This is a genomic window from Labrys methylaminiphilus subsp. lupini, assembly GCF_051161885.1.
Lineage (GTDB): Bacteria > Pseudomonadota > Alphaproteobacteria > Rhizobiales > Labraceae > Labrys.
In genome coordinates this window covers 5,344,375-5,366,492 of sequence record NZ_JBMDIH010000001.1, presented here as the reverse complement: position 1 = coordinate 5,366,492, position 22,118 = coordinate 5,344,375, and the positions used below count along the sequence as shown (strand labels likewise).

Genomic DNA, 22,118 nt, shown 5'->3' with positions numbered 1-22,118 from the left:
GTATTCTTTATATTCGTTTTTATAGATTGATACGGTCTCTTAAGTTCGTCAAGAACGACAATCGAGAGTCGACGAATGGCCGGTACCATCATCTTGGACCGTGACGGGAATTCCAGCGAGCGCAGCCCGAACATGTGGCGCGCGATCCTGTCCGCCTTCTGCGCCAGCCTGATCGGCATTGGCCTTGCCCGCTTCGCCTATACGCCGCTGCTGCCGGCGATCGTCGATGCCCGCTGGTTCGAAGCCTCGACGGCCGCCTATCTCAGCGCTGCCAACCTGGCAGGCTATCTTGCCGGTGCCCTTATCGGCCCTCCGCTGGCCGCGCGTTTCTCGACCATTGCCATTCTCAGGATCATGATGGCCCTGGCTACTTTTACCTTCTTCGCCTGCGCCTATCCGCTCGGCTTTGCCTGGTTCTTCGCGTGGCGCTTCGCCGCCGGCCTGGCGGGCGGCACGCTCATGGTCCTGGCGGCCCCGGCCGTACTCGCCCATGTCGCACCGGCAAGGCGGGGGCTTGCCGGCGGCGCCATCTTCATGGGGATCGGCGCGGGCATCGCCGCCTCCGGCACGCTGGCGCCGCTGTTGCTGCAACAGGGGCTGCGGCAGGCCTGGTTCGGTCTCGGCGCGCTCTCGCTATTGCTGACGGCGGCCGCCTGGACCGGCTGGCCGCGAGGCGAGAATGCCGTTGGCCAGCCCGCCCAATCCAGCCATGCCCCCAGGACGGCAAGCCTGCGCGCCCTCTATGCCGAATATGCCCTCAATGCCGCCGGCTGGGTGCCCCACATGATCTTCCTGGTCGATTTCGTCGCGCGGGGATTGGGTGAAGGCGTCGAGGTCGGCGCGCTTTATTGGGTCGTCTTCGGCATCGGCGCCACCATCGGCCCTCTCCTGGCCGGTCACCTCGCCGATCGCATCGGCTTCGGCGCTGCCTTGCGCACCGCCTTCCTGCTCGAAGCCGTCGCGGTAGCCCTGCCCGCCGGCGTCATGGGCCAGCCATGGCTGATCGCCTCCAGCCTCGTGGTCGGCGCCTTCGTCACCGGCACGGTGCCGCTGGTCATCGGCCGCATCCATGAACTCCTGCCGCACCATCCCGCCCAGCAAAAACGCGCCTGGAGCCTGGCGACAGTGTGGTTCGCTCTGTTCCAGGCCGGTGCTGCCTATGCCTTGTCCTTCCTCTTCGCGCAGAGCAGCGGCAATTACCGCCTGCTCTTTGTGATCGGTTCGGCCGCGATGATTCTGGCCCTGGCGATCGACCTTATCGCAAACAGAAGTGGTCCTCGCCGATAAGGGCGGAGGGAACAAACTAGCCGTTCACTCGCGGAGGCGGGCCGCTCGGGCTCACCGCGAGACGATGCAGGCCGGGTTCTTCCCCGACGGTACCTTTACCTCTCTGCCGCCGCATGGAACATGATCCCTGCGAGGGGAATCACACTGGGGGAAATTTGGCATGAGGAAGGTCGGTTTCGCGACCCTCGTCGCGGCTGCCGCCATGGCGGCCACGCCGACGCTGGCTGCGTCGGTCCTGATTGAAAATATCAGGGGTTATACCATCCGGGACGGCGAACTCGTCCGTTTCGACGCGCTCGTCTTCGGTGAGGACGGCAAGGTCATCGCCACCGGCGCGAGCAAGGAACTCGCCAAGGCCCATGCCGATGCGGCCAGGCGCGACGGTCGCGGCAAGGTGCTGCTGCCGGGCCTGATCGACGCCCATGGCCATGTCGGCGGCCTCGGCGAAACGCTGACGACGATCGACCTGTCCTCGACTGTCAGCCTCAAGGCCGGCCTCAAGCTGGTGAGCGCCTATGCGAGCGCCAATCCCAAGGCAGCCTGGATCCGCGGCGGAGGCTGGAACCAGGTGGTCTGGAAGCTCGGTCGCTTCCCCAACGCCGCCGAGCTCGACGCCGTGGTCAGGGATCGGCCGGTCTGGCTCGAACGGGTCGACGGCCATGCCGGCTGGGCCAACGGCAAGGCGCTCGCCCTCGCCGGCGTGACCAAGGATACCAAGGATCCCGATGGCGGGCGCATTGAGCGCGACGCCCAGGGCAATCCCACCGGGGTACTGGTCGACAAGGCCATGGACCTCGTCGTCAAGGTGCTGCCGGCTAAGACCGAAGCTGATCGTGCCGCCAATCTCACCGCCGCCCTCGCCCACATGGCCAAGCTCGGCCTGACTGGTGCGCATGACGCAGGCGTCGAGGCTGCCGACATTGCGGTGTACAAGCGCTTCGCCGACGAGGGCCGCCTCACCGCCCGCATCTATGCCATGGTCGGCGGCGTCGGTGAGGATTTCAAGACCGTCTCGGCTGGCGGACCGCTGCTCGGCTATGGGCAGGACCGGCTGACCGTGCGCAGCGTCAAGCTCTACGCCGATGGCGCGCTGGGCAGCCGCGGTGCCGCGCTGATCGAGCCCTATAGCGACGATCCCGGCAATCGTGGCCTGCTCTTCCGCAAGCCCGAGGAGATGCAGGCCGATATCGAGACGGCGCTGAAGGCCGGCTTCCAGACCAATGTCCATGCCATCGGCGACGCCGGTAACCGCGAAGTGCTCGATGCCTTCGAGGGCGCCTTCGCCAAGGTGGGCGGACGCGATTTGCGCAACCGCATCGAGCATGCCCAGGTGCTGGCGCTCACCGACCTGCCGCGCCTCAAGAGCCTCGGGCTCGTCGCCTCGATGCAGCCCACCCACGCCACCTCCGACATGAACATGGCTGAGGACAGGGTCGGTCACGAGCGTATCCGCGGCGCCTATGCCTGGCGTACCGTGCTCAACCAGGGCACGGTGATTGCAGGCGGTTCGGACTTTCCGGTGGAATCGGCCAATCCGTTCTTCGGCCTGCACGCGGCCGTCAACCGCACCGACCATCAGGGCAAGCCCGTCGCCGGCTGGCATGCCGAGCAGGCGATGACGCGGGTGGAGGCCTTCCGCGCCTTCACCCTGGACGCCGCCTATGCCGGACACCAGGAGAAGAGCCTCGGCAGCCTGGAACCGGGTAAATGGGCCGATTTCATCCTGGTCGACCAGGACATCTTCGCCGTCGATCCCCAGTTGATCTGGAAGACCAAGGTCGCGGAAACCTGGGTCGGCGGCAAGAAGGTATATCCCGCCGGGAAGTAAGGCGCCTGCGAGCCTGAAAGGCAGCTGAAGCGCCGCCCCTTGTCATCGCCGGGCTTGACCCGGCGATTCAGGGAAACGCAACAACTGCGATGCTGGCAAATAGATGCCCGGGACAAGCCCGGGCATGACAAAACCGGAGTCCCTCGCGGCGCCAAGGCCGCTTTTCGCGCAGAGGCTCAGGCCTGCCCCACGCTGCCATAGACCATGCGGCCCTGGTGGAAGGTGGCCGTGCGCGCCGGCATGCGGGCTACCGCTTCGGCCGAGCAACTGGCGGGAACAAGTGTGAAGGCCGCGTCGTCGCCGGCCTTCGGCCAGGCGCGCTTGCCGCTGTCATCCAGTGGCAGCACGCCACCGGTGGCGATCGACAGGGAGCGAGAGAGATGGAACTCGTCCGAGCCATGGTAGAGCTGCGCGTAGAGATTGGCCTTTTCGAGCATGTCGCCGCTGCCGAAAGGTGACCAATGATCGATCACGCTGTCGGTGCCGGTCATCACGAAGACGCCCTTCTCGCTGAGCTGCGGCAGCGGCATCACCAGGCTGCCGATCGGCACCGTCGAGGCAATGGTGATGCCCTGGGCGGCAAAGCGCGTGGCAATCTCGGACAACGCCTCCGGCGAGAGCGTGGTGAGGGCGAAGGCATGGCTGATGGTGACCTTGCCCTTGAGCGCCGGGTTCTTCTCCACCGTATCGACCATGTAGTTGATCGCGGCCACGCCGGCCGGGCTGGTCTCATGCAGATGGATGTCCACGCCCTTGCCGCTATCGAGCGCGATCTGGAACATGGCGTCGAGCGATTTTTCCATGGCGCCGTCGACATTGGTCGGGTCGAGCCCGCCGACATATTGCACGCCCATGCCCATGGCTTCGCGCATCAGGCCGTCAACCTTGGAATGCAGGAGGCCGTGCTGGGGGAAGGCGACGATCTCGCAGCTGAAGTCGCTTCGATGGTTCTCCAGCGCGCGCTGCAGATGTTCCAGGCTCTTGAGCCCGCTGACCGGATCGATGTTGCAATGGCTGCGCGCCACCGTGCTGCCCTTGGACTGCAACAAGGCAATCAGCCCTTCGGCGCGCTGCTGCGAGGTCGGCAGTAGCTTGGGCAGCAATTTCTGCTCCCGCGCGATCATGTCCATGATGGTCTTGCCTTGGCGCGGGCGCGGGGCCTGCCAGGGACCGCCATAGAAGGTCTTGTCGAGGTGGATGTGCATGTCGCGCATCGCCGGCAGCAGGAGTTGGCCATGCGCCTGGTAACGCGGCAGGCCGTCGTCCAGCTTGGCGCCGGCCGCATGCAGGGCAGCGATCTTGCCGTCCTTGATCTCCAGCGTATAGAGCGCCGTGCGGGTGCCGATCACCGTCTCGCCCTCATATTCGAAGCCTTCTTCGAGGCGCACGTCGCTGAGATAATAATGGCGATCGCTCAGCGTGCTGGCGCCTGCTTCACCGGCCGGACGGCTGGTGCCGGCTGTCGCGGCCATGGCGCTGCCGCCTGCCATGCCGACGACCGCCCAGGCCGTGGTGAGTTTTCCGGTCTGGCTGAGAAAGGCTCTGCGGCTCGGCTGCTGCTGGTTTTCCACGGTGTTTCCTGCCCTCGATTGGTTGCTTATGCTGCCAATTTACGAAAGGGCGGCTGCGGTTGGCAGCGACATTTGCCAATGCTGATCATTCGATTCGGCAATGATGGGACCTGAATGCAGAGCATGAATGAATGGCCAGGCCTTTCATGCCAAGAGGGCGGCGGAGATTTCCGCGCTTTATGCCTCCAACCCGCAGAAGGTGACCAGCCGCTCCGCCAGGGTCATGACAGCATCGGCAGCGCCGTCACGGAAATAGAGCGCCAGCTCGAAATCGGTCACCGGCTGCAGTCCTTCGGCCTCGCCCAATATGCGGTGACTCGGCAGCCGGCAGCCGGCGGGCAACAGGGTGACGCCGAGGCCGGCGGCGGATGCGGCGGTGAGCGCGGCCAGGCTGGCGCTGCTGTAGCCGACCCGCCAGCGCCGGCCGAGAGCGTCGAGTGCCTGGCATAATTCCTCGCGATAGAGCCCGTTGGGTGGGAAGACCGCCAGCGGCACCGGGGCCTGCTCGATGGCCGGGTGGGCCAGGCTATCCAGCCACAGCAGGGGTTCGGGCCTCGCGGCGCGCGGCGGCTGGCTGCGACGCTGCTTGACCAGGATGAGATCGAACTCCTCTCGCCCATAGGCGCCATGCAGATCCGCACTCAGCCCGCTGGTGACATCCAGCCGCAAATGCGGGTGCTCGCGGCTGAAGGCTGCCAGCAATTCGGCAGTGGGCACCGTATAGTCCTCGGGCATGCCCAGTCGCAGCACGCCATCGCGCCACAGGCCCGTCAGGGCGTCATGCGCCTCCTCGTTCAAGGCAATGATGCGCCGGGCATAGCCCAGCATCTTGATGCCCTCTTCGGTGAGTTGCACCTGATGCGAGGAGCGCTCGAACAGGGGCCTGCCCAGCATCTCCTCCAGCCGGCGGATCTGCTGGCTGACCGTGGACTGCGACAGCGACACGATCTCGGCCGCGCGGGTGAAGCTCACCGTGTCGCACACCGCCACGAAGCTGTTCAGGAGTTGCGGATTGAACATCGGATAGCGATTCATGCACCCACCGCCGGCACCCCTCCGTTCGATCGCTCACTTGTAGACGACAGTCGAGCTTGATTGCAGCGCAGCGACACCGTCAATTTGCCGAATGCACCGTTCAGAACGAAGATGTGCGATGACCAAAACATGCGCAAACGAAAACGGCGCGGCCAAGCCGCGCCGTTTTCATCAAAATCAAGGGATAATGCCTCAGTCCTTGCGGCGCAGGCGCACGATCACGTCGACGCGGGCGACCTCATAACCATCAGGCACCTTCGGCATCTCGGCCATGTTGACCTCGCCGGGAATGTCGAGCACCTCATTGTCGCCTTCGACATAGTAATGATGGTGCTCATGCACATTGGTGTCGAAATAGGTCTTCGAACCATCCACGGCGAATTCGCGCAGCAGACCGACTTCCGTGAACTGGTGCAGTGTGTTGTAGACGGTGGCCAGCGAAACCGGCACGCGGGCCTTGGAGGCCTCGTCATGCAATATTTCGGCCGTGATGTGCCGATCGCCCTTCTGGAACAGCAACCAGCCCAGCGCCAGGCGCTGGCGGGTGGGCCTCAGACCGACGTCACGCAGCATCGAACGCACGTCGTGGAACGGGCAGCCCGTGCGCTGGTGGTCGCGAGAGGGAAGCTCGCGCGAAGGCGCTGCATCCGGCGTGGCCGCCTTGGCGGAACGATCGAAGTGAATGACTGTGGTCGCTGACATGATGCGTTTCTACAACTTTTCTCGGCGACATTCTAGGGCAAGTGATGCCGCAGGCGCAATCATCATAATGGCTGATGGCAACTATGCCCTGGAAAAATAGCCCTTTTTGGCGATCAACCCCGTTTCAGGGCCGTCAGGACCTTCAGCCCAGGGTGGCCGGTGACCGGCAGGCCGAGCCGGCGCTGCACATCGCGTATCGCCTGGATGGTCTTGTTGCCGATCGAGCCGTCGGGCGTACCCACATCGTAGCCCTTGCGTGCCAGCAGGGCCTGAAGTTCCTTGCGTTGCGCCCGCGACAGGCCGGGATCATCGGTTGGCCATGGCGTTGCGAAGGGGCTTCCACCCCGGATACGGTCGGACAAATGGGCGATCGCCAGCGCGTAGGACTCGGCGGCGTTGTAGGAATAGATCGCATCGAAATTGCGGAACACCACGAAAGCCGGCCCTTCCGGTCCGGCCGGCAGCAGGATCGCAGCCCGGGCATTGCCGCCCTGCAGCGGAGCGCCATCGATACGGGTCACGCCCATCGCGGCCCAGGAGCCGAGCGGGCGCTTCTTGGTGCGTCCGGCCAGCCCCGCCTTGAAGCCAGGCGGCAGGCGCACCTCATAGCCCCAGCGCGTGCCGGAAGCCCAGCCAGACCGGGCCAGATAGTTGGCGGTGGAGGCGAGTGCATCGGGCACGGAATCGACCACATCGCGCCGTCCGTCGCCGTCTCCGTCCACGGCGAGGCGCAGGAAGGTCGAGGGCATGAACTGGGTATTGCCGAAGGCACCGGCCCAGGAGCCAACCAGATGATCGGGATTGACGTCGCCGCGCTGGATGATCTTCAGCGTGGCGATGAGCTCACCCTGGAAATAGGCCTGGCGGCGGCCGGCATAGCAGGAAAGCGTGGCCAGTGACTGCACCAGCGGGCGCGTGCCCTTGCTCTCGCCGTAGTTGGACTCGACGCCCCAAACCGCGACCACCACGGCCGGGTCGACGCCATAGCGCCGCTGCACGCCCGAAAGCACCGAACCATATTTGGCCAGCATCTGCTTGCCGTCGGCCACGCGTTGCGTATCGACCAGCGAGGCCATGTAGTCCCAGATCGGTGTCTTGAACTCGGGCTGCTTGTTCATCGCATCGATCACGGTCATGTCCGGCTGCAGGCCGCTGAACTGCCGGTTGATCACGGACGACGATACCCCCGCCGCACCAGCGCGCGCGCCGATGGCTGAAAAGCACTGTTGGAAGGAAGCTGATGACGCCGGCAGAGCCGAGAGGGCGAGCAGCGCAAGGGCGGGCAGGACTGACTTTTTCATGGCCTCGATCATGATTCATCAAGGTAAATGAAAGATGGCCAAACCGGCCGAAATGGGGTGGGGCCGGATTAATTACGCGCAATGATTGCGCGGACATGACGGAGGCGGGCGCAAATACCTTCTCCCCTTGCGGTAAAAGGGAGCTCACCCGTTTGCGCCGGGTACCCAGAGCACGTCGCCGCTTGCCTTGTGGTTGAGGTAGCGGCTGGCTACGAACAGATGGTCGGAGAGGCGGTTGACATAAGCGAGCGCCTCGGCGGAAACCAACTCGCCCACAGATTGCGACAGCGCCACCATCACGCGCTCGGCCCTGCGGCTGACGGTGCGGGCCATGTGCAGATAACTGGCGCAAGGCGTACCGCCCGGCAGCACGAAGCTTTTCAGCGGCGCAAGATCGGCATTCATGGCGTCGATCTCCTGCTCCAGCCGGTCGACCTGGGCCTGCACGATGCGCAGCGGCGCCCAGGTGATCTCCTTCTCGCCGCCCTCGGGCGTGCACAGATCTGCGCCAAGATCGAACAGATCGTTCTGGATGCGGGCGAGCATGGCATCGACATCGACATCCTCGCGGCCGGAATACTGGCGGGCAAGGCCGACCACGGCATTGGCCTCGTCAACCGTGCCGTAGGCCTCGACCCTCAGATCGGCCTTGGACCGGCGTTCGCCGGTACCGAGACCGGTGGAGCCGTCATCGCCGGTACGGGTGTAGATCTTGTTGAGACGAACCATTGCGCTTGCCTGACACTGTTTCGATTTCAGGGATCATTGTCATTGCGAGCGCGAGGAAGCAATCCAGGGACCGGGAAACGCAGGGGCTAAAATCGTCGCCCACTCGCCTGCCGTCCGGTTAGTGGCCCGGCCAGGAGAGCATCCGGCCGGGCCTTTTGCCAGCGCCACGTTATCCCCAACAGGCGCCAGCCGGGCGGACCGTAGGGGGCGGAAGTAACTCAAACGTAAACGCAGGAAGATTTACGGCGCCGACCGCGCAATGGATGGGATCCATTGCCGCGCGAAATCTCGGCCCCACTTCCTCTGCCCGGCGGGAAACCAAGCTCCCGACGCTATATATCGATTAGAGTGACGAAATATCGCGCTCTGATGGGGCGATTCCATTGGCCAATGCGGGTGACGCGACGAAGTCTCAGGCCGCCGGGTATCCCAGATATGATCATTGGCTCAGAGCACCGCCAAGAATGGCGCCAAGGGCGAACGCTGCCGCCGGGTACCACAAGCCGTCGCGGTTGCGACGATAACCGGGCCGGTAGTCACGATAGCCGCGATATCCGCGGTAATAGCCGGCGCCATCAGGCCTGCGATTTGGTCCCCAGCCCCTGGGATAACGGTCAGGCCCCCTGTGTTGTCCACCCCATGTGCCGGAACGATGATCTCTCCAGTCACGCTGCTGTTGTTCGCGTGGAAAGAAATTTTGCGCCTGGGCGCTTGCCAATGGAGCAGCAATTACCAATGAAGCTAACGCAATCTTCAAAAAATTCTTCATGAATCGTTCCTCGGTTAATACGCGAGCCGAGGTTACGTTACGAAATCTGAATGTAAGATGAAGCCTATATTCAGGACATCACAGGCCTGAGGAAAATTTCCGTCACTTATTTGTGAGCAAAATAGATCGCCGCCATGATGATGACGATCGCCACGGCCTGCAGCAGCACGCGCAGTTGCATCAGGCGCTGGGAACGCCAGCCATCGCCGCCCTTGAGCATGTTGTGCAGGCCGAGGCCGAGCACGATGGCAACCGCCAGGATGGCGAAGGGCACGAGAATATAGAAGAACTTGGCCATCTGGCGGTTCTATGCCCTCGTTTAGCCCACGTCGAGACCGATCTGGGGCACGGTCGAAAAAGTCGCGGGCCTGACTGTGCCCGATTACGTGCGTGGCCTTTCGTCCCGGGCCGGTGCAATGCTATGACAAATGCGATCATCAGCTCGAACACCGCGCCGCGGCCCCCTTCGTCCGATGACACAGCTTCATCGCGCAGGGAGACAAGGGTGCCCGATTCAGCCGGCAAGGTCGTGCATGTGGTGTGCTGCGGCGCCTCCTCCTTCGATTCGATCTTCCAGCTCGACACGCTGCCGACCGGTCCTGGCAAGGTCCTGCCCAGCCGGGTGACCGAGGTGGCCCACGGCATGGCCGCCAGCGCCGCCGCCGCGATCGCCAGGCTCGGTGGCCACAGCGCGCTGTTCTCGCGTGTCGGCGATGATGCCATCGGCGAGCGCATCGTCGCCGATCTCAGCGCAGCGGGCATCGACTGCCGCTTCATCCGTCGGGCGCAAGGCGCACGCTCGCCGATCTCGACCGTACTGGTCGACCGTCATGGTGAGAGGCTGGTGGTGCCCTATTATGATCCAGCGCTCGGCCAGGATCCGTCCTGGCTACCGCTCGAACTGGTCGCCCGCGCAGATGCCGCCCTCGTCGACATACGATGGCCCGAAGGCGCGGCCGCCGTGCTGAAGGCCGCACGCGCCGCAGGCCGCCCCGCCGTGCTCGATGCCGATACCGGCCCAGCCGTCGTGACGGTGGAACTTGCTGCGCTGGCGAGCCATGTCGTCTTCTCCGAACCGGCAGCGCTGGCGCTAAGTGGTGCTTCGAGCCCCAGTCAGGCCCTGCGCGCGCTGGCCGGACGTTTTGGCGGATTCCTCGCCGTCACCGCCGGCCCGGAGGGCTGCTTCTGGCTCGATCGCGAAAGTGACCGGATCGAGCGGTTGCGCCCACCTGCGGTTGATGCGGTTGACACGCTGGCGGCTGGCGACGTCTTCCACGGCGCCTTCACGCTCGCTATCGCCGAGGGCACCGACATCCCACGCGCCATCGCCTTCGCCAATGTCGCCGCCGCCCTGAAATGCCGGAGCTTCGGCGGGCGGCTGGGCACGCCCGACCGGGCCGAGGTGGAGGCGATGCTGTCGAGTTTAAAAAAAACAGGTCTGGAGGAAAGATGACGACCATTGCCGAATTGCGGGCCTGCCTCGCCGAAACCCCGATCCTGCCGGTGATGGCGATCAAGGATCCGGACGAGGGCCTCGCCGACATCGATGGCCTGGTGGCGGCGGGTGCGCCAGTGATCGAGATCCTTTTCCGGACGCCTGAGGCCCCGGCAGCGCTCAAGGCGGCCAAGGCACGCCATCCCCATTGCCTGTTCGGTGCCGGCACCATGCTGCTGGCGAGCCATGTGCGCCTCGCCCTCGACGCCGGCGCGGATTTCACGGTCAGCCCCGGCCTCACGCCCGCTCTGCAAGCGCTGGTGGCGGGCAGTGGCCTCCCGCATATCCCCGGCGTACAGACGGCCTCGGAGACGATGCAGGCCTACGAATATGGCTATACGCTGATGAAATATTATCCCTCGGAGGCCTCCAACGGCCCTGCCGTGCTGGCTGACTACGCCAACATCTTCGAGGGCGCCGGCTTCGTCACCACCGGCGGCATCGATACAACCCTGCTGCCGGCCTATGGCGCGGTGCGCAACATCGTCGCCGTCGGCGGCTCCTGGATGCTGCCCTCGCGCCACACGCCCGGCTCACCCTGCCTGCGACAGCAGGCCGCCATCTTCAAGGCGGCGCGCACTGCCGCCGAGGGATGAGAGGAAGGAAGATTCCCGGATGCGCGGACATCGCAGCACCATGCATGCCGTGACACCCGCGTATCCGGGAATAATGGTGTCTCTATTTCACTTCGGCGGCGTGCCAACCTCGAACTTGAAATATTTCTTGGCCATCGGTTCGAATTCGCCATTCTTGTAGATGGCGCGGATGGCGTCGTCGAAGGCCGCCTTCAGCTTGGTGTCGTCCTTGCGCATGCCGCCGCCGATGCCGGTATCGAAGCTCGGATCCTTGGGGAAATCCTTGACCTCGCAGCAGGCACCGTCAGAGCTTGTGAGGAAGCCCTGCATGCCCACGGCATCGCCGATGATCAGGTCGATGCGCCCGGCCGCCAGGTCCGAATTGGCGGTATCCTGCTGGCTGTAGACCTTCAGGGTCGCCTCCGGATGGGCTTTCTCGATATAGGCGGCATGGATGGTGCTCACCTGCGCGCCGATGCTCTTGCCGGCGAGGCCGCCGGAGCCGAAGTCGAACTTGTCGGCCTTGTTGCCGATGAACACGGATGGTGTGTTGTAGATCGGAAGGGTGAAGGCGATCTGCTTCTGACGCTCCGGGGTGATCGACATCGAGCCCCAGATCACATCGATCTTGCCGGCCTGCAGAGCCGGCATCATGCCGTCCCAGGCCATGGGCGTGATCTGGCAGTCGAGCTTCGCGGTCTTGCACACCGCCTTGGCATAGTCGAGCGCAAAGCCTTCCCACTCGCCCGAGGCATTCTTATAGGCGATCGGCGGGTAGGGTTCGGCAGCGATACCGACCTTCACGGGATCGGCCTGGGCCGTGGCGGTGACGGCGATCATAGCCGCGCCGGCGAGCAGTGTCGCGAGCGTCTTGGTCTTCATGGCAGGTATCCTCTCTCTGGTTTTTCCCGAATACATTCGAGGCATCCGGGTCGTCTTGGTGTCGGATAGCGGTTGACAAAAGCCTTCTCCCCTATCTCCGCGCCGCTACCTCCTCGAAGGTCTCTTCCAGGACCTCCATGAGCAGATCGGCATCGGCCTTGGCGAAGATCATTGGCGGGCGCAGCTTGAGGACGTTGTCATGCGGCCCCTCGGTGCCCATCAGCACGCCGCGCCGGCGCGCGCCGTTGTTGACAGCCCGTGCGAATTCGGTCGCCGGCTCCTTGGTTTTGCGGTCGGTGACCAGCTCGATGCCGAGGAAGAGCCCCTGCCCGCGCACGTCGCCGATGATCTCGTACCGCTCCTGCAGTTTGCGGAAACGGGCCAGGAGATAGTCGCCCATCCCGAGCGCATTGGCGCGCAGATCCTCACGCTCGATCACGTCGAGCACGGCAAGACCGACAGCACAGGAAACCGGATTGCCGCCGAAGGTGTTGAAATATTCCATGCCGTTGTTGAAGGAGGCGGCGACGTCCTTGGTCGTCACCACAGCGGCCATTGGGTGGCCGTTGCCGATCGGCTTACCCATGGTGACGATGTCGGGCACCACGTCCTGCAGCTCGAAGGCCCACCAATGGCTGCCGACGCGCCCGAAGCCGACCTGCACCTCGTCGGCGACGCACAGGCCTCCGGCCGCCCGCACCATGGCGTAGACCTGCTTCAGATAGCCCTCCGGCAGGAAGACCTGGCCGGCGACGCTGGGGATGGACTCGGCCATGAACAGGCCGGGCGCCTTGCCCTGCCGCTTCATCTCATCGATCTGCTCGGCCACGCTCTGCGCATAGCGGCTGGCGATCTCCTCCACCGGCCAGTCCGCCGGGGCACGATAGCTGTCGGGGATGGCCGCCTCGAAGACATGCGCCTTGCGGCCCTCGCCGCCCTTGCGCTTGTACTTGTAGGGGCTGAGGTCGATCAGGGCCTGGGTGGTCCCATGATAGGCCCAGTCCAGCACGATCGCCTCGTCCCGGCCGGTATGGGTGCGGGCCATGCGCAGCATCAGGCTGTTGGCCTCGCTGCCGGTGCAGGCAAAGCTCGCCACCGTCAGGTCGCCGGGCAAGGTGGCGGTGAGCCTTTCGGCATAAGCAACGATGTTGTCGTGCAGATAGCGCGTATTGGTGTTGAGGATTCCAGCCTGCCGCGCCAGAGCCTCCACCACCTCGGGATGGGCGTGGCCGAGATGGCAGACATTGTTGAAGCAGTCGAGATAGGCTCGGCCGCGATCGTCGATCAGCCAAACGCCCTCGCCGCGCACGAACTTGATCGGCTCCTGATAAGAGATCGAGAGGTTGGGCAGCAGCCCGCGCTTGCGCTCGGCCACGATCGCCTCGCGGCTGCGGCCGCTCTGGTGGAAGGTCTCGGGCGGTACGCCGGCGAAATCGGCCGGATCGGGGAAAAGCTCGGCCCATACAGGCAGATAGGGCGCTTCGCCGACGCCGAGGATCTCGGTGGCCGTGAGACCGGTCGCGGTTGAAAGCTGCAGGTGCAGATGCGGCGCCCAGCCGCCATTCTCGCTCGGTGCACCCATTTCACCGACGAGGTCGCCGGCTTCCAGGCGGTCGCCCGGCTCGAGGCGCCCGACCGCCTCATGGGCCAGATGACCCCAGAGGCTGACGAAGGGCGGGCAGCCCTCCGGCCGATGTTCGAGCTTGATCAGACAGCCATAGCCGAGCGCCTCGGTCTCGATCACGACTTCCTTCACCGTCGCGGCGAGGGGCGTGAACAGCTTGGTGGCGGCAGGCAGGAAGAGATCGAGGCCGAGATGGCGCGTGCGCCGCGTGCCCGCTATCAGGCGGGATTCGAACATCGGGCTGGTGTAGACGGTGCGTTCTTCGCCCCAGGGACCGATGCCGAGATCGATGCCCTCGCTCTGGCAATGTGCATCCCACCAGGCTGTCGCCTTCCCCGGCTCTTCGGCCGCCGAGGCCACGGTCATGGGATTGGCCGGGTCGCCATAAGGCACCAGCCCCTTACGCATCCGGGCCGGATGCTGCGACAGGACGGAGCGGAAGCGCTTGGCCTCGGCGCGGATCCAGCCGATCGCGGCCCTGGAGCCCGGCACGGCATCAAAGCCGCAGGCCTGGCGCAGGATCGCGGTCGCGAAGACCGGGTTGATGGCATCGAGCCGCTGCAGCAGCGCCCAGGCCGGGGCTTCGCTGACGGTGAGATAGGGATTGTCCGCGACCTTGTCGTGACGCTGGGCCGACATCGTCACACTGGTGGCGAGGCGCATGGCGATCAGGTCGAAGAGGACGTCGATCTCCTGCTCCTGCAACGGATAGGCGCCGTGGAAGCCGGCGACGATGGCGGCGGCGGCCCCGATCGGATCGGGAAGATCGAGGATCGAATAGGCGCAGGCGACGGCGACTTCCGCGATCAGCAGGGAATGCAGGGCATCACCGAAATCGATCAACCCGGCGACGCGGCCCGAGCCATCTGCATCGACAAGCACGTTCCAGTCATTGGCGTCGTTGTGGATGACGGCGGCGCGCAGGGCCGGCAGGCTCGGCGCCACCTTCGCGTCGAAACGGTCGAGGAAGCGGGTCAGCAGGGCCCGCTTTTCAGGATCGGTGACGAAATCGAGGCGCTGGCGCGACTGGCCCGCCGTACGGATGTCCCACTCGAAGGTCCGGAGCGCGCCAGGATGGATGAAGCCCTGCATGGCGCGGTCGAGCTCACCGAGCACGCGGCCGAGATCGGCGAGGGTCTCGAGCGTACGCTCCGCCTTGGCAAGCGGCTCGCCGAGCTGCCAATGCACCATGCGCGCCCGGAACGGACCACCTTCAGCCTCAATTTCGGCGAGGGCTTTTCCGTCACGCGTGCGCTTGAGCCGAGGCACGGAGAGACCCGGCGCATGCTCGGCGAGATGCTCGAGCAGGGCGGTCTGGAAGTCGCTCTGCTCCTGCGGCTCGCTCGCATTGACGATCTTGAGCACGAAGCCCGGCTCGCCCGGCACGACGATGCGGAAATTCTGGTCGCGCTCGCTGGCGAGAGGGCTGATGTCTCCCTCGACGCCAAAAATGTCCCGCGCGATCGCTTGCGCCTCGGCTGGAGACAGGGACGGCGCGGGATGAGTGAGATCGGTCATGGAAACAGCTTTTCGGCGAGGCTACGATGGCGCCAAGCTTCACCCGGACCGCCCGGCGAGGCATCCGTTTATCGGCCGGTTCGACCGGACGTTTGCCGGCTTTGACCGGCAAACCGTCGGCGGCTATGAAAGGCCGCGATGAAGGATCTCGACGACAAAGACCGCGCCATTCTCAGCATCCTGACGCGCGATGCCAAGATTCCGCTGAAAACCCTGGCGGGCCGCATCGGGCTGTCACGCAGCGCCACCAGCGAGCGCGTGCTGATGCTGGAAAAGGCCGGCATCATCCGCGGCTACCGCGCCGATGTCGGCTCGCTCGACGAGGGCACGGTCGGCGCCTTCCTGATGATCAACCTGGTGCGAACCCCCGCCCCCCGCGTGCTCGACCAGCTCGCCGCCTATCCGGAGGTCAGGCGCGTCTCCTCGATCGGCGGCCAGCTCGACCTCGTCGTCGAGGTCGAGGCCCCCTCGATCGGCCGCCTCAACACCATCCGCGACAGCGTCGCCTTGCTCGAGGAGGTCGACGACCTCACCACCGCGATCGTGCTGCGGCGCGACATCGACAGGACGGGGTGACGGCGTTTTCCGGGTGCCCGGGCATCCCTTCCCCTCAGGTGGGCGTATCCGTATCGTCCCAGGCCGTACCGGGCGGATTATGAAAGCCGGTCAGCCAATTGAGGGCGAAATGGCGTTCCATCACGATGTCGGCGTTGAGGCCCGCCACGGCGGTGCCGCTCTGCTGGGCCTGCCTGACGATCCAGTGCTGGCGCCAAGTCAGATCGAGTGCCTCGAGTATCGCTTCGGCCGGCCGCAGGCTGGCACGTCCAGGTAGGGCATCGTCATGCGCCGCCTCCAGCATCGTTTGCGACAGGGCAGCGGCATCAGCCGGCCGGTCGGCCGGGCCAAGTTCCGCGCCCTCGAGCGACAGGGCCCAGGCCAGCACGTTGAGGGCCTCGTAGCGCCAGCTCATGGCCATGGCCGCCTCACGGTCGGGCTCGGCAGCCTTGATGAAGGCCGTTTCCTTTGGGGTCAGTGCCGCGATGCCGGCGGGATTGCGCTCACGCAACTGGGCCAGCAAGCTCCCCTGGCCGGCGCCGACCGACTCGCCCTGTATCGCCACGCAGACCAAGGCAAGGGCGCGTTCCAGAACCTCGCTCGCCGGCCGCTGCGCATATTCCCCAACGCCGAGAGCGGGCGGCATGCCGCCGGGGGGCTTGGGGGTAAAGCCATCCAGTGCCGCAAGCGTGCGTGCCCGACGCTCCAACGCATCGGGTGGATAGGGCAAGGCAGCATTTACATCGGCGTCGCCATCGGCCGCCATCAGAACATCCATTTCGGGTGTACACACCGAGCCGTCGGGCAGGAACAGCACGGCATTGGCCCGACGCGCCCAGTTCCCCATCGCCGGCAAGTCGTCATCGGCAACGGTGAAGCTCGCCTGGTTGCGCACACGCTGGATATGGCGCCACAGGTGATAGCGTAGCGCCGTCATCCTGCCGTCGCCGCGGCCGAGGACATAGCCGGCAAAACCTTCGAGATGGCCGGCCATCTCGGGATCGGACAGGTCGCGCCGGTTGATCAGCTGATGCGGAAAGTCGAGCGGCGGCAATTCGCGCAAAGTGGCATAGGCATTGACGAGCCAAGGTTCGTCATCCGCCTCCGCCTCAACCTCCATGGCGGGTTTTGCCGCGCCGCGCCCGAAAATCCGAGAAAGAATGCCCAACCGCCGCGCCTCCCGCCGTCGAATGTCATATCGCGACGGCAGCAGGCCAATCGACTTAGGTCAAGCAGGATTTGGCGATTGCGCCATGCGCAGGTTCCCCGGGATACAGGGCGCCGTTCGATCTGGTGGCTAGCCTCCTCTGGGGGGCTTGCGATTTCAGGCCTGTCAGCCGAAACGAATAAGGCTGGTCGCGCCATCCCTCCCGGTGTACGGGCATCGTGCCCGTTCCTGGAATCGCTGCGTTGCGGATCGGAGGAACGGGCTTCGCCACATGCAATCCGGTCGCCGTGATACCCGTGCACCGGCTTCCTATTCCTCTTCCTCCCCGGCTTCCTCCTCGCCGTTCCGCACGTCACGGCTGTAGACCAGGATCTCGCGCTTGCCGGCGTGGTTGGCCGGGCCGACGATGCCTTCCTTCTCCATGCGTTCCACCAGCGAGGCGGCGCGGTTGTAGCCGATCTGCAGGCGGCGCTGGATGTAGGAGGTCGAGCACTTCTTGTCGCGCATCACCACCTTGAGCGCCTGGTCGTAGAGATCGCCGCCCTCTTCGGCACCCATCGCGGTCTTGTCGAACACGGCACCGTCGGCGGCATCGTCGTCGCCTGAATCGTCCTCGTCGGCGGTGACGGAGTCGAGATAGTCAGGCCGGCCCTGGGCCTTGAGATGGGTGACTACCTTCTCCACCTCCTCGTCGGAGACGAAGGGGCCGTGCACGCGCGAGATACGGCCGCCGCCGGCCATGTGCAGCATGTCTCCCTGGCCGAGGAGCTGCTCGGCGCCCTGCTCGCTTATGATGGTGCGGCTGTCGATCTTGCTGGCGAGCTGGAAGGAGATGCGGGTGGGGAAGTTGGCCTTGATCGTGCCGGTGATGACGTCGACCGACGGGCGCTGCGTCGCCATGATCAGATGGATGCCGGCGGCGCGCGCCATCTGGGCCAAACGCTGGATCGACCCTTCGACGTTCTTGCCCTCCTGGATCATCAGGTCGGCCATTTCGTCGACGATGATGACGATATAGGGCACCGGCGAGAGGTCCATCTCCTCCTGTTCGTAAAGGGCCTGGCCCGTCTCCTTGTCGAAGCCGGTCTGCACCGTGCGCAGCACCGTCTCGCCCTTGGCCTTGGCCTCGGCGGCACGCTGATTATAGCCGTCGATGTTGCGCACGCCGAGCTTGGCCATCTTCTTGTAGCGCTCTTCCATCTCGCGCACTGCCCATTTGAGCGCGAGCACCACCTTCTTCATGTCGGTGACGACGGGCGCCAGCAGATGGGGGATGCCGTCATAGATGGAGAGTTCGAGCATCTTGGGATCAACCATGATCATGCGGCACTCCTCCGGCTTCAGCCGGTAGAGCAGCGACAGGATCATGGTGTTGATGGCGACCGACTTGCCCGAGCCGGTGGTGCCGGCCACCAGCAGATGGGGCATCTTCTCGAGCTGAGCCATCACCGGCTCGCCGCCGATGGTCTTGCCCAGCGCCAGCGCCAGCTTGAACTTCGACCTCTCGAAGTCTTCCGAGGCCAGAAGCTCACGGAAATACACCATTTCGCGCTTTGAATTGGGCAGCTCGATGCCGATGACGTTGCGGCCAGGCACCACGGCGACGCGGGCCGACAGCGCCGACATCGAGCGGGCAATGTCGTCGGCGAGGCCGATCACGCGCGCAGCCTTGATGCCGGCGGCGGGCTCGAGCTCATAGAGCGTCACCACCGGCCCGGGGCGCACATTGATGATTTCGCCGCGTACGCCGAAATCCTCCAGCACGCCCTCGAGCAGGCGGGCATTCTGCTCCAACGCTTCCTGGGAGACGCCGACGCCGCTCTGCTTGCGCGGCTCGCTCAGCAGGGATAGCGGCGGCAGTTCGTAGCGATGCTCGAAAGGAAAGTCGGGCTCGCTCTCGCGCATCAGGCGCTTGCCCGGCTTCACCGCCGCGCTCGGCTGCGCTACCCGCGTCGTGGTGATCGCGGGCTCGATCCGGCGCGCGGCTTCCTCGGCGCTGATCAGGGGCCGGCGCTGCGGCTGCAACGGCGGCAGATCGTCGTCGTCGTCATAGGGCCGATAGTTCGGCTGGTTGCCGGAATATTGATCGATCGCCTCGGGCAATTCCTCGCCATCAAGCGAAACAGCCTCATGCGGGCGCCTGGCATCGGCGCGCGGGGCAGTGCGAGGCATAAAGGCCGGCTCGCGGCGCGCGGGCTCGGGTTCGGCCTGCGCGGAGACGGGACGGGCGATCAGATGGGCCGCGGCCTTCACACGCGCGAAAAGGTCGGAGATGCCGCCGGGGCGGTACATCGGCGGCTCGCGACCATTGCGATCCAGACGCTGGCGGTCGATCCGGCTGGGCGTGACCTTGACGCGCTTGCGGAAGAGCGCGCTCTTGGCCATCAGGCCCCAATGCATCAGGGCGCCGAGCACGGCGGAACGCTCGTCGTCCTCGTCCTCCTCCTCGCTCATGCGGCGCGGCTGGCCGCGGATGCGCATCGGCATTTCCGGCGCCGGACGCTCTTCTTCGCGATATTGGAAGAAGAAGCCGGCGGCGATGGCCAGGGTGAAGAAGGCCCCCAAGCCGAGCGCCAGCGTCAGCACGGCCTGGCCGATCACCGACTTGCCAGCGAAGAACAGCGGCGTGAACAGATAGAACACCCAGTCGCCGACGGCGCCACCCAGGCCCGTGGGCAACGGCCAGCGCGAGGTGACCGGCAGGCCCGAAAAAAAGCCGGCCGCCAAAAGAACGCCCCCCACCAGACAGATCAGACGCATGCGCTGGGAATCGAAGGCCTTGTGCGCCAGCAGGCGCCAGCCAAGGAAGGCGATCGGTGCCAGTAGCGCGATCGAGGCAATGCCGAACATCTGGGTGAGGAAATCGGCGGTGACGGCACCGGAAAAGCCGAGCCAGTTGCGGATCGGCAGGGCGCCGCCGACATGGTTGTAGCTGGCATCCTGCACCGACCAGGTCGCCAGCGCGATCGCGGCCAGACCCGACAGGCCGATCAGCGCCATGCCGAGCAGTTCGTTCAGCCTGCGCGTCAGCATGCTCTTCAGTTCGTCGGGAAGAGCGTAGCTTTGTGCAAAGCCGCGTCGCATGGTCCGCATTGCCGTAACCTCAAAGTTGCAAGGTGCGGCAATCCGGATCGGATCGAGATGTCCTCACGGAAATCTGACGGGAACGCAACACCACTAGCCCAGGCTCACGCTAGGCAAGGTGGGTTAAGGGCCGGTTTATGGCAAGGCAGCGCCTATTCGCGGTTGGGCGGCGGTCTTTTTGTGCCGTTTTCCTACCATGTGCAGCGTTTCCAAGAGGCGGATGAGACGTCCGCGCACCCGGGACATGAGCCTCCCCTTCCCCCAACGGAGCCGGAAGTTACGGGGATGGTTTATACGGCGTAAATTTGGTGCCCCTCGGAGCGCGGACATCTTGTCCGCCTCTTCTTCACCCGCGCAGCGCGTCCGCGCTCCACTCCATCACACAGGCTGCGCCGAATCGAGCCGGTAGGTCCAGGTTTCCGTCAGCGTCTCCGAGCCCAGACGCAGGAAGGCGCGCAGGTCGATATCTTCGCCGGGCGGCGGCTCGGCATCGAAGCTGGCGCGTACGCCGTTGATGGCGGGATTGGCCACCACCACCGGGTTCGACACCGTGCCGCTGGAGCCCCAGATCACCAGTTCGACCTTGCTGACGTCGAGGGCGACATCTCCAAGCCGGTCGCCGACGAAATCGATCAGGAAGCGGGTGACGTTGGGCTTGCCGACCGTGGTGGCGGCGGCATTGTGGGTCTCGAACGTGGCGTAGACCTGGCCGCCCTGGTGCAGCGGGCTCGAGACGGCATGGATAACATAGGAAATCTGCGTCTCGCTGCCGGCCTTGGGCTGGATATCAGGCACCCAGGAAGCCACGACATTGTCGTCGGTCTCGGCGTTCGAATGCAGTTCCACCAGCACCACGCGCCCCTGCCCGAGCCGGTTCTTCATCTCGACCCAATAGCCGGGGCGCTTGTCGTAGAGGGCCTCGAGATCCTGATAGTTGCCGAAGGCGCGGTCACGCTGGATCAGGCCGAAGCCCTTGATGTCCTTGGAAAAGAAATTGGCGACGGAATTGCGCGTGGGATTGCGCAGCGGGCGCCACAACCATTCCCCGCCCTCGGACTGGATGGCCAGGCCATCGGAATCATGCACTTCGGGGCGGAAATCCCGCGGGCGATTCAGGGTATTCTCGCCATAAAGGAACATTGAGGTCAGCGGCGCCAGGCCCATCTCCTTGAGGTCCTTGCGTGCGAAGAGCGTGGCCTGCACCGCAACGTCGTCGCCGGTACCCGGTTCGAAGGTGAAGCGATAGGCGCCGGTGACGGAGGGGCCGTCCAGCAGGGCATGCACGGCGATGCTGCCCTGCCCCGCTGCCGGAGTCTCGACCCAGAATTCGACGAAATCGGGAAATTCTTCCCCCGGTCCGCCCGAACCCAGCGAAAGACCGCGTGCAGACAGACCGTAATGCTGGCCCTTGCCGAGGAAGCGGAAATAGCTGGCGCCCAGGAAGGCGGCGAGTTCATCCATCTTGCCGCTGTGATTGAGCGGATAAAGCAGGCGGATGCCCGCAAAGCCCAGCGAGGTCGGCAGCCCCTGGGGTGGCCCCCTGTCGCCGAAATCGAACAGATCGGGCGAATAGAACAAGGGCGTGATCACGCCATTGGCCACCAGATTCACGCGGGCCTGATGCTTGAAGATGCTGCCGCGATGGAACAGCTGCAGGCCAAAATTCGAGCCACCATCCCGCAGCAGGGTGCGGTCGGTGCGAAAATTGATGCGGCGGAAATCGTCATAGCTCAGCCCCTTCAAGCTCTCCGGCAGGGCTTCGCCCGGGCCGACATAGGGCTTGCCCGCCAACTCCCTCGCCTTGGCGATCACCGTCTCCGGGCCAAAGGCATCCGTCGCCGCCAGGGCGCTGCCCCATCCGCTCGCCAGGCTCGCACAGGCCGTTCCGGCCAGTTGCAGGGTGGCACGTCTGGTGAGGTCCATTTCAAAGCATTCCCATTTCAAGGCCGAAACATCGATGAAGACAGTCACGGCTGCAATTTCACGTTGCAGGAA

Annotated in this window: 17 protein-coding genes; 5 read left to right on the top strand and 12 right to left on the bottom strand. The window is 64.9% G+C overall.

All coding sequences use genetic code 11. The features are described 5' to 3' along the window. The first annotated feature begins 75 nt into the window (after positions 1 to 75). Positions 76 to 1,287 carry a YbfB/YjiJ family MFS transporter gene (locus ACN6KF_RS25135; protein ID WP_434959473.1) on the top strand — a complete coding sequence of 404 codons (1,212 nt, stop codon included), beginning with the start codon at positions 76 to 78 and terminating at the stop codon, positions 1,285 to 1,287. Between the two features lie 160 nt (positions 1,288 to 1,447). Further along, positions 1,448 to 3,115, top strand: coding sequence for an amidohydrolase (locus ACN6KF_RS25130; RefSeq protein ID WP_434959472.1), 1,668 nt, complete (start codon positions 1,448 to 1,450; stop codon positions 3,113 to 3,115). Between the two features lie 176 nt (positions 3,116 to 3,291). On the opposite strand, the gene ACN6KF_RS25125 is transcribed toward ACN6KF_RS25130, so the two are convergent. The 7 genes from ACN6KF_RS25125 to ACN6KF_RS25095 all read right to left on the bottom strand — a co-directional run bounded on the left by ACN6KF_RS25125 (position 3,292) and on the right by ACN6KF_RS25095 (position 9,520). Beyond that, positions 3,292 to 4,686: an amidohydrolase family protein gene (locus ACN6KF_RS25125; protein ID WP_434959471.1), complete on the bottom strand. Its 1,395-nt coding sequence runs from the start codon at positions 4,684 to 4,686 to the stop codon at positions 3,292 to 3,294. Between the two features lie 177 nt (positions 4,687 to 4,863). Continuing rightward, positions 4,864 to 5,721, bottom strand: coding sequence for a LysR family transcriptional regulator (locus tag ACN6KF_RS25120; RefSeq protein WP_434959470.1), 858 nt, complete (start codon positions 5,719 to 5,721; stop codon positions 4,864 to 4,866). Positions 5,722 to 5,913: 192 nt separating this feature from the next. After that, on the bottom strand, positions 5,914 to 6,423 hold the full coding sequence (gene irrA / locus ACN6KF_RS25115; RefSeq protein ID WP_434959469.1) for an iron response transcriptional regulator IrrA: 510 nt from the start codon (positions 6,421 to 6,423) through the stop codon (positions 5,914 to 5,916). 113 nt (positions 6,424 to 6,536) lie between these two features. Continuing rightward, positions 6,537 to 7,724 carry a lytic murein transglycosylase gene (locus tag ACN6KF_RS25110; RefSeq protein ID WP_434959468.1) on the bottom strand — a complete coding sequence of 396 codons (1,188 nt, stop codon included), beginning with the start codon at positions 7,722 to 7,724 and terminating at the stop codon, positions 6,537 to 6,539. Between the two features lie 144 nt (positions 7,725 to 7,868). Beyond that, positions 7,869 to 8,453, bottom strand: coding sequence for a cob(I)yrinic acid a,c-diamide adenosyltransferase (locus ACN6KF_RS25105; RefSeq protein WP_434959467.1), 585 nt, complete (start codon positions 8,451 to 8,453; stop codon positions 7,869 to 7,871). A gap of 439 nt (positions 8,454 to 8,892) precedes the next feature. Further along, on the bottom strand, positions 8,893 to 9,222 hold the full coding sequence (locus ACN6KF_RS25100; protein ID WP_434959466.1) for a hypothetical protein: 330 nt from the start codon (positions 9,220 to 9,222) through the stop codon (positions 8,893 to 8,895). A gap of 106 nt (positions 9,223 to 9,328) precedes the next feature. After that, positions 9,329 to 9,520: a twin transmembrane helix small protein gene (locus tag ACN6KF_RS25095; RefSeq protein ID WP_434959465.1), complete on the bottom strand. Its 192-nt coding sequence runs from the start codon at positions 9,518 to 9,520 to the stop codon at positions 9,329 to 9,331. 207 nt (positions 9,521 to 9,727) lie between these two features. On the opposite strand from ACN6KF_RS25095, the gene ACN6KF_RS25090 reads away from it, so the two are divergent. Both ACN6KF_RS25090 and eda read left to right on the top strand, forming a co-directional pair. Continuing rightward, a complete protein-coding gene (locus ACN6KF_RS25090) occupies positions 9,728 to 10,675 on the top strand; it encodes a PfkB family carbohydrate kinase (RefSeq protein WP_434959464.1) in 948 nt (315 codons plus the stop codon). Continuing rightward, entirely contained in the window at positions 10,672 to 11,313 is a 642-nt protein-coding gene (gene eda / locus ACN6KF_RS25085) for a bifunctional 4-hydroxy-2-oxoglutarate aldolase/2-dehydro-3-deoxy-phosphogluconate aldolase (protein ID WP_434959463.1), read from the top strand. Before ACN6KF_RS25090 ends, eda begins: the two co-directional genes overlap by 4 nt. 87 nt (positions 11,314 to 11,400) lie before the next feature. Here the strand turns inward: eda and ACN6KF_RS25080 are convergent, their stop codons facing one another. Continuing rightward, a complete protein-coding gene (locus ACN6KF_RS25080; protein WP_434959462.1) occupies positions 11,401 to 12,174 on the bottom strand; it encodes a transporter substrate-binding domain-containing protein in 774 nt (257 codons plus the stop codon). 91 nt (positions 12,175 to 12,265) lie between these two features. After that, positions 12,266 to 15,316: an aminotransferase class III-fold pyridoxal phosphate-dependent enzyme gene (locus ACN6KF_RS25075; protein ID WP_434959461.1), complete on the bottom strand. Its 3,051-nt coding sequence runs from the start codon at positions 15,314 to 15,316 to the stop codon at positions 12,266 to 12,268. Positions 15,317 to 15,454: 138 nt separating this feature from the next. On the opposite strand from ACN6KF_RS25075, the gene ACN6KF_RS25070 reads away from it, so the two are divergent. Further along, positions 15,455 to 15,892, top strand: a complete 438-nt coding sequence (locus tag ACN6KF_RS25070) for an Lrp/AsnC family transcriptional regulator (RefSeq protein WP_434959460.1) — start codon at positions 15,455 to 15,457, stop codon at positions 15,890 to 15,892. A gap of 34 nt (positions 15,893 to 15,926) precedes the next feature. Here the strand turns inward: ACN6KF_RS25070 and ACN6KF_RS25065 are convergent, their stop codons facing one another. The 3 genes from ACN6KF_RS25065 to ACN6KF_RS25055 all read right to left on the bottom strand — a co-directional run bounded on the left by ACN6KF_RS25065 (position 15,927) and on the right by ACN6KF_RS25055 (position 22,046). After that, positions 15,927 to 17,039: a DUF4272 domain-containing protein gene (locus tag ACN6KF_RS25065; protein ID WP_434959459.1), complete on the bottom strand. Its 1,113-nt coding sequence runs from the start codon at positions 17,037 to 17,039 to the stop codon at positions 15,927 to 15,929. Positions 17,040 to 17,348: 309 nt separating this feature from the next. After that, positions 17,349 to 20,132, bottom strand: a complete 2,784-nt coding sequence (locus ACN6KF_RS25060) for a DNA translocase FtsK (protein ID WP_434959458.1) — start codon at positions 20,130 to 20,132, stop codon at positions 17,349 to 17,351. A gap of 369 nt (positions 20,133 to 20,501) precedes the next feature. Beyond that, the gene (locus ACN6KF_RS25055; protein ID WP_434959457.1) at positions 20,502 to 22,046 is read right to left on the bottom strand and encodes an OpgD/OpgG family glucan biosynthesis protein; all 1,545 of its coding nucleotides are present in this window, start codon (positions 22,044 to 22,046) and stop codon (positions 20,502 to 20,504) included. Positions 22,047 to 22,118: the final 72 nt, after the last annotated feature.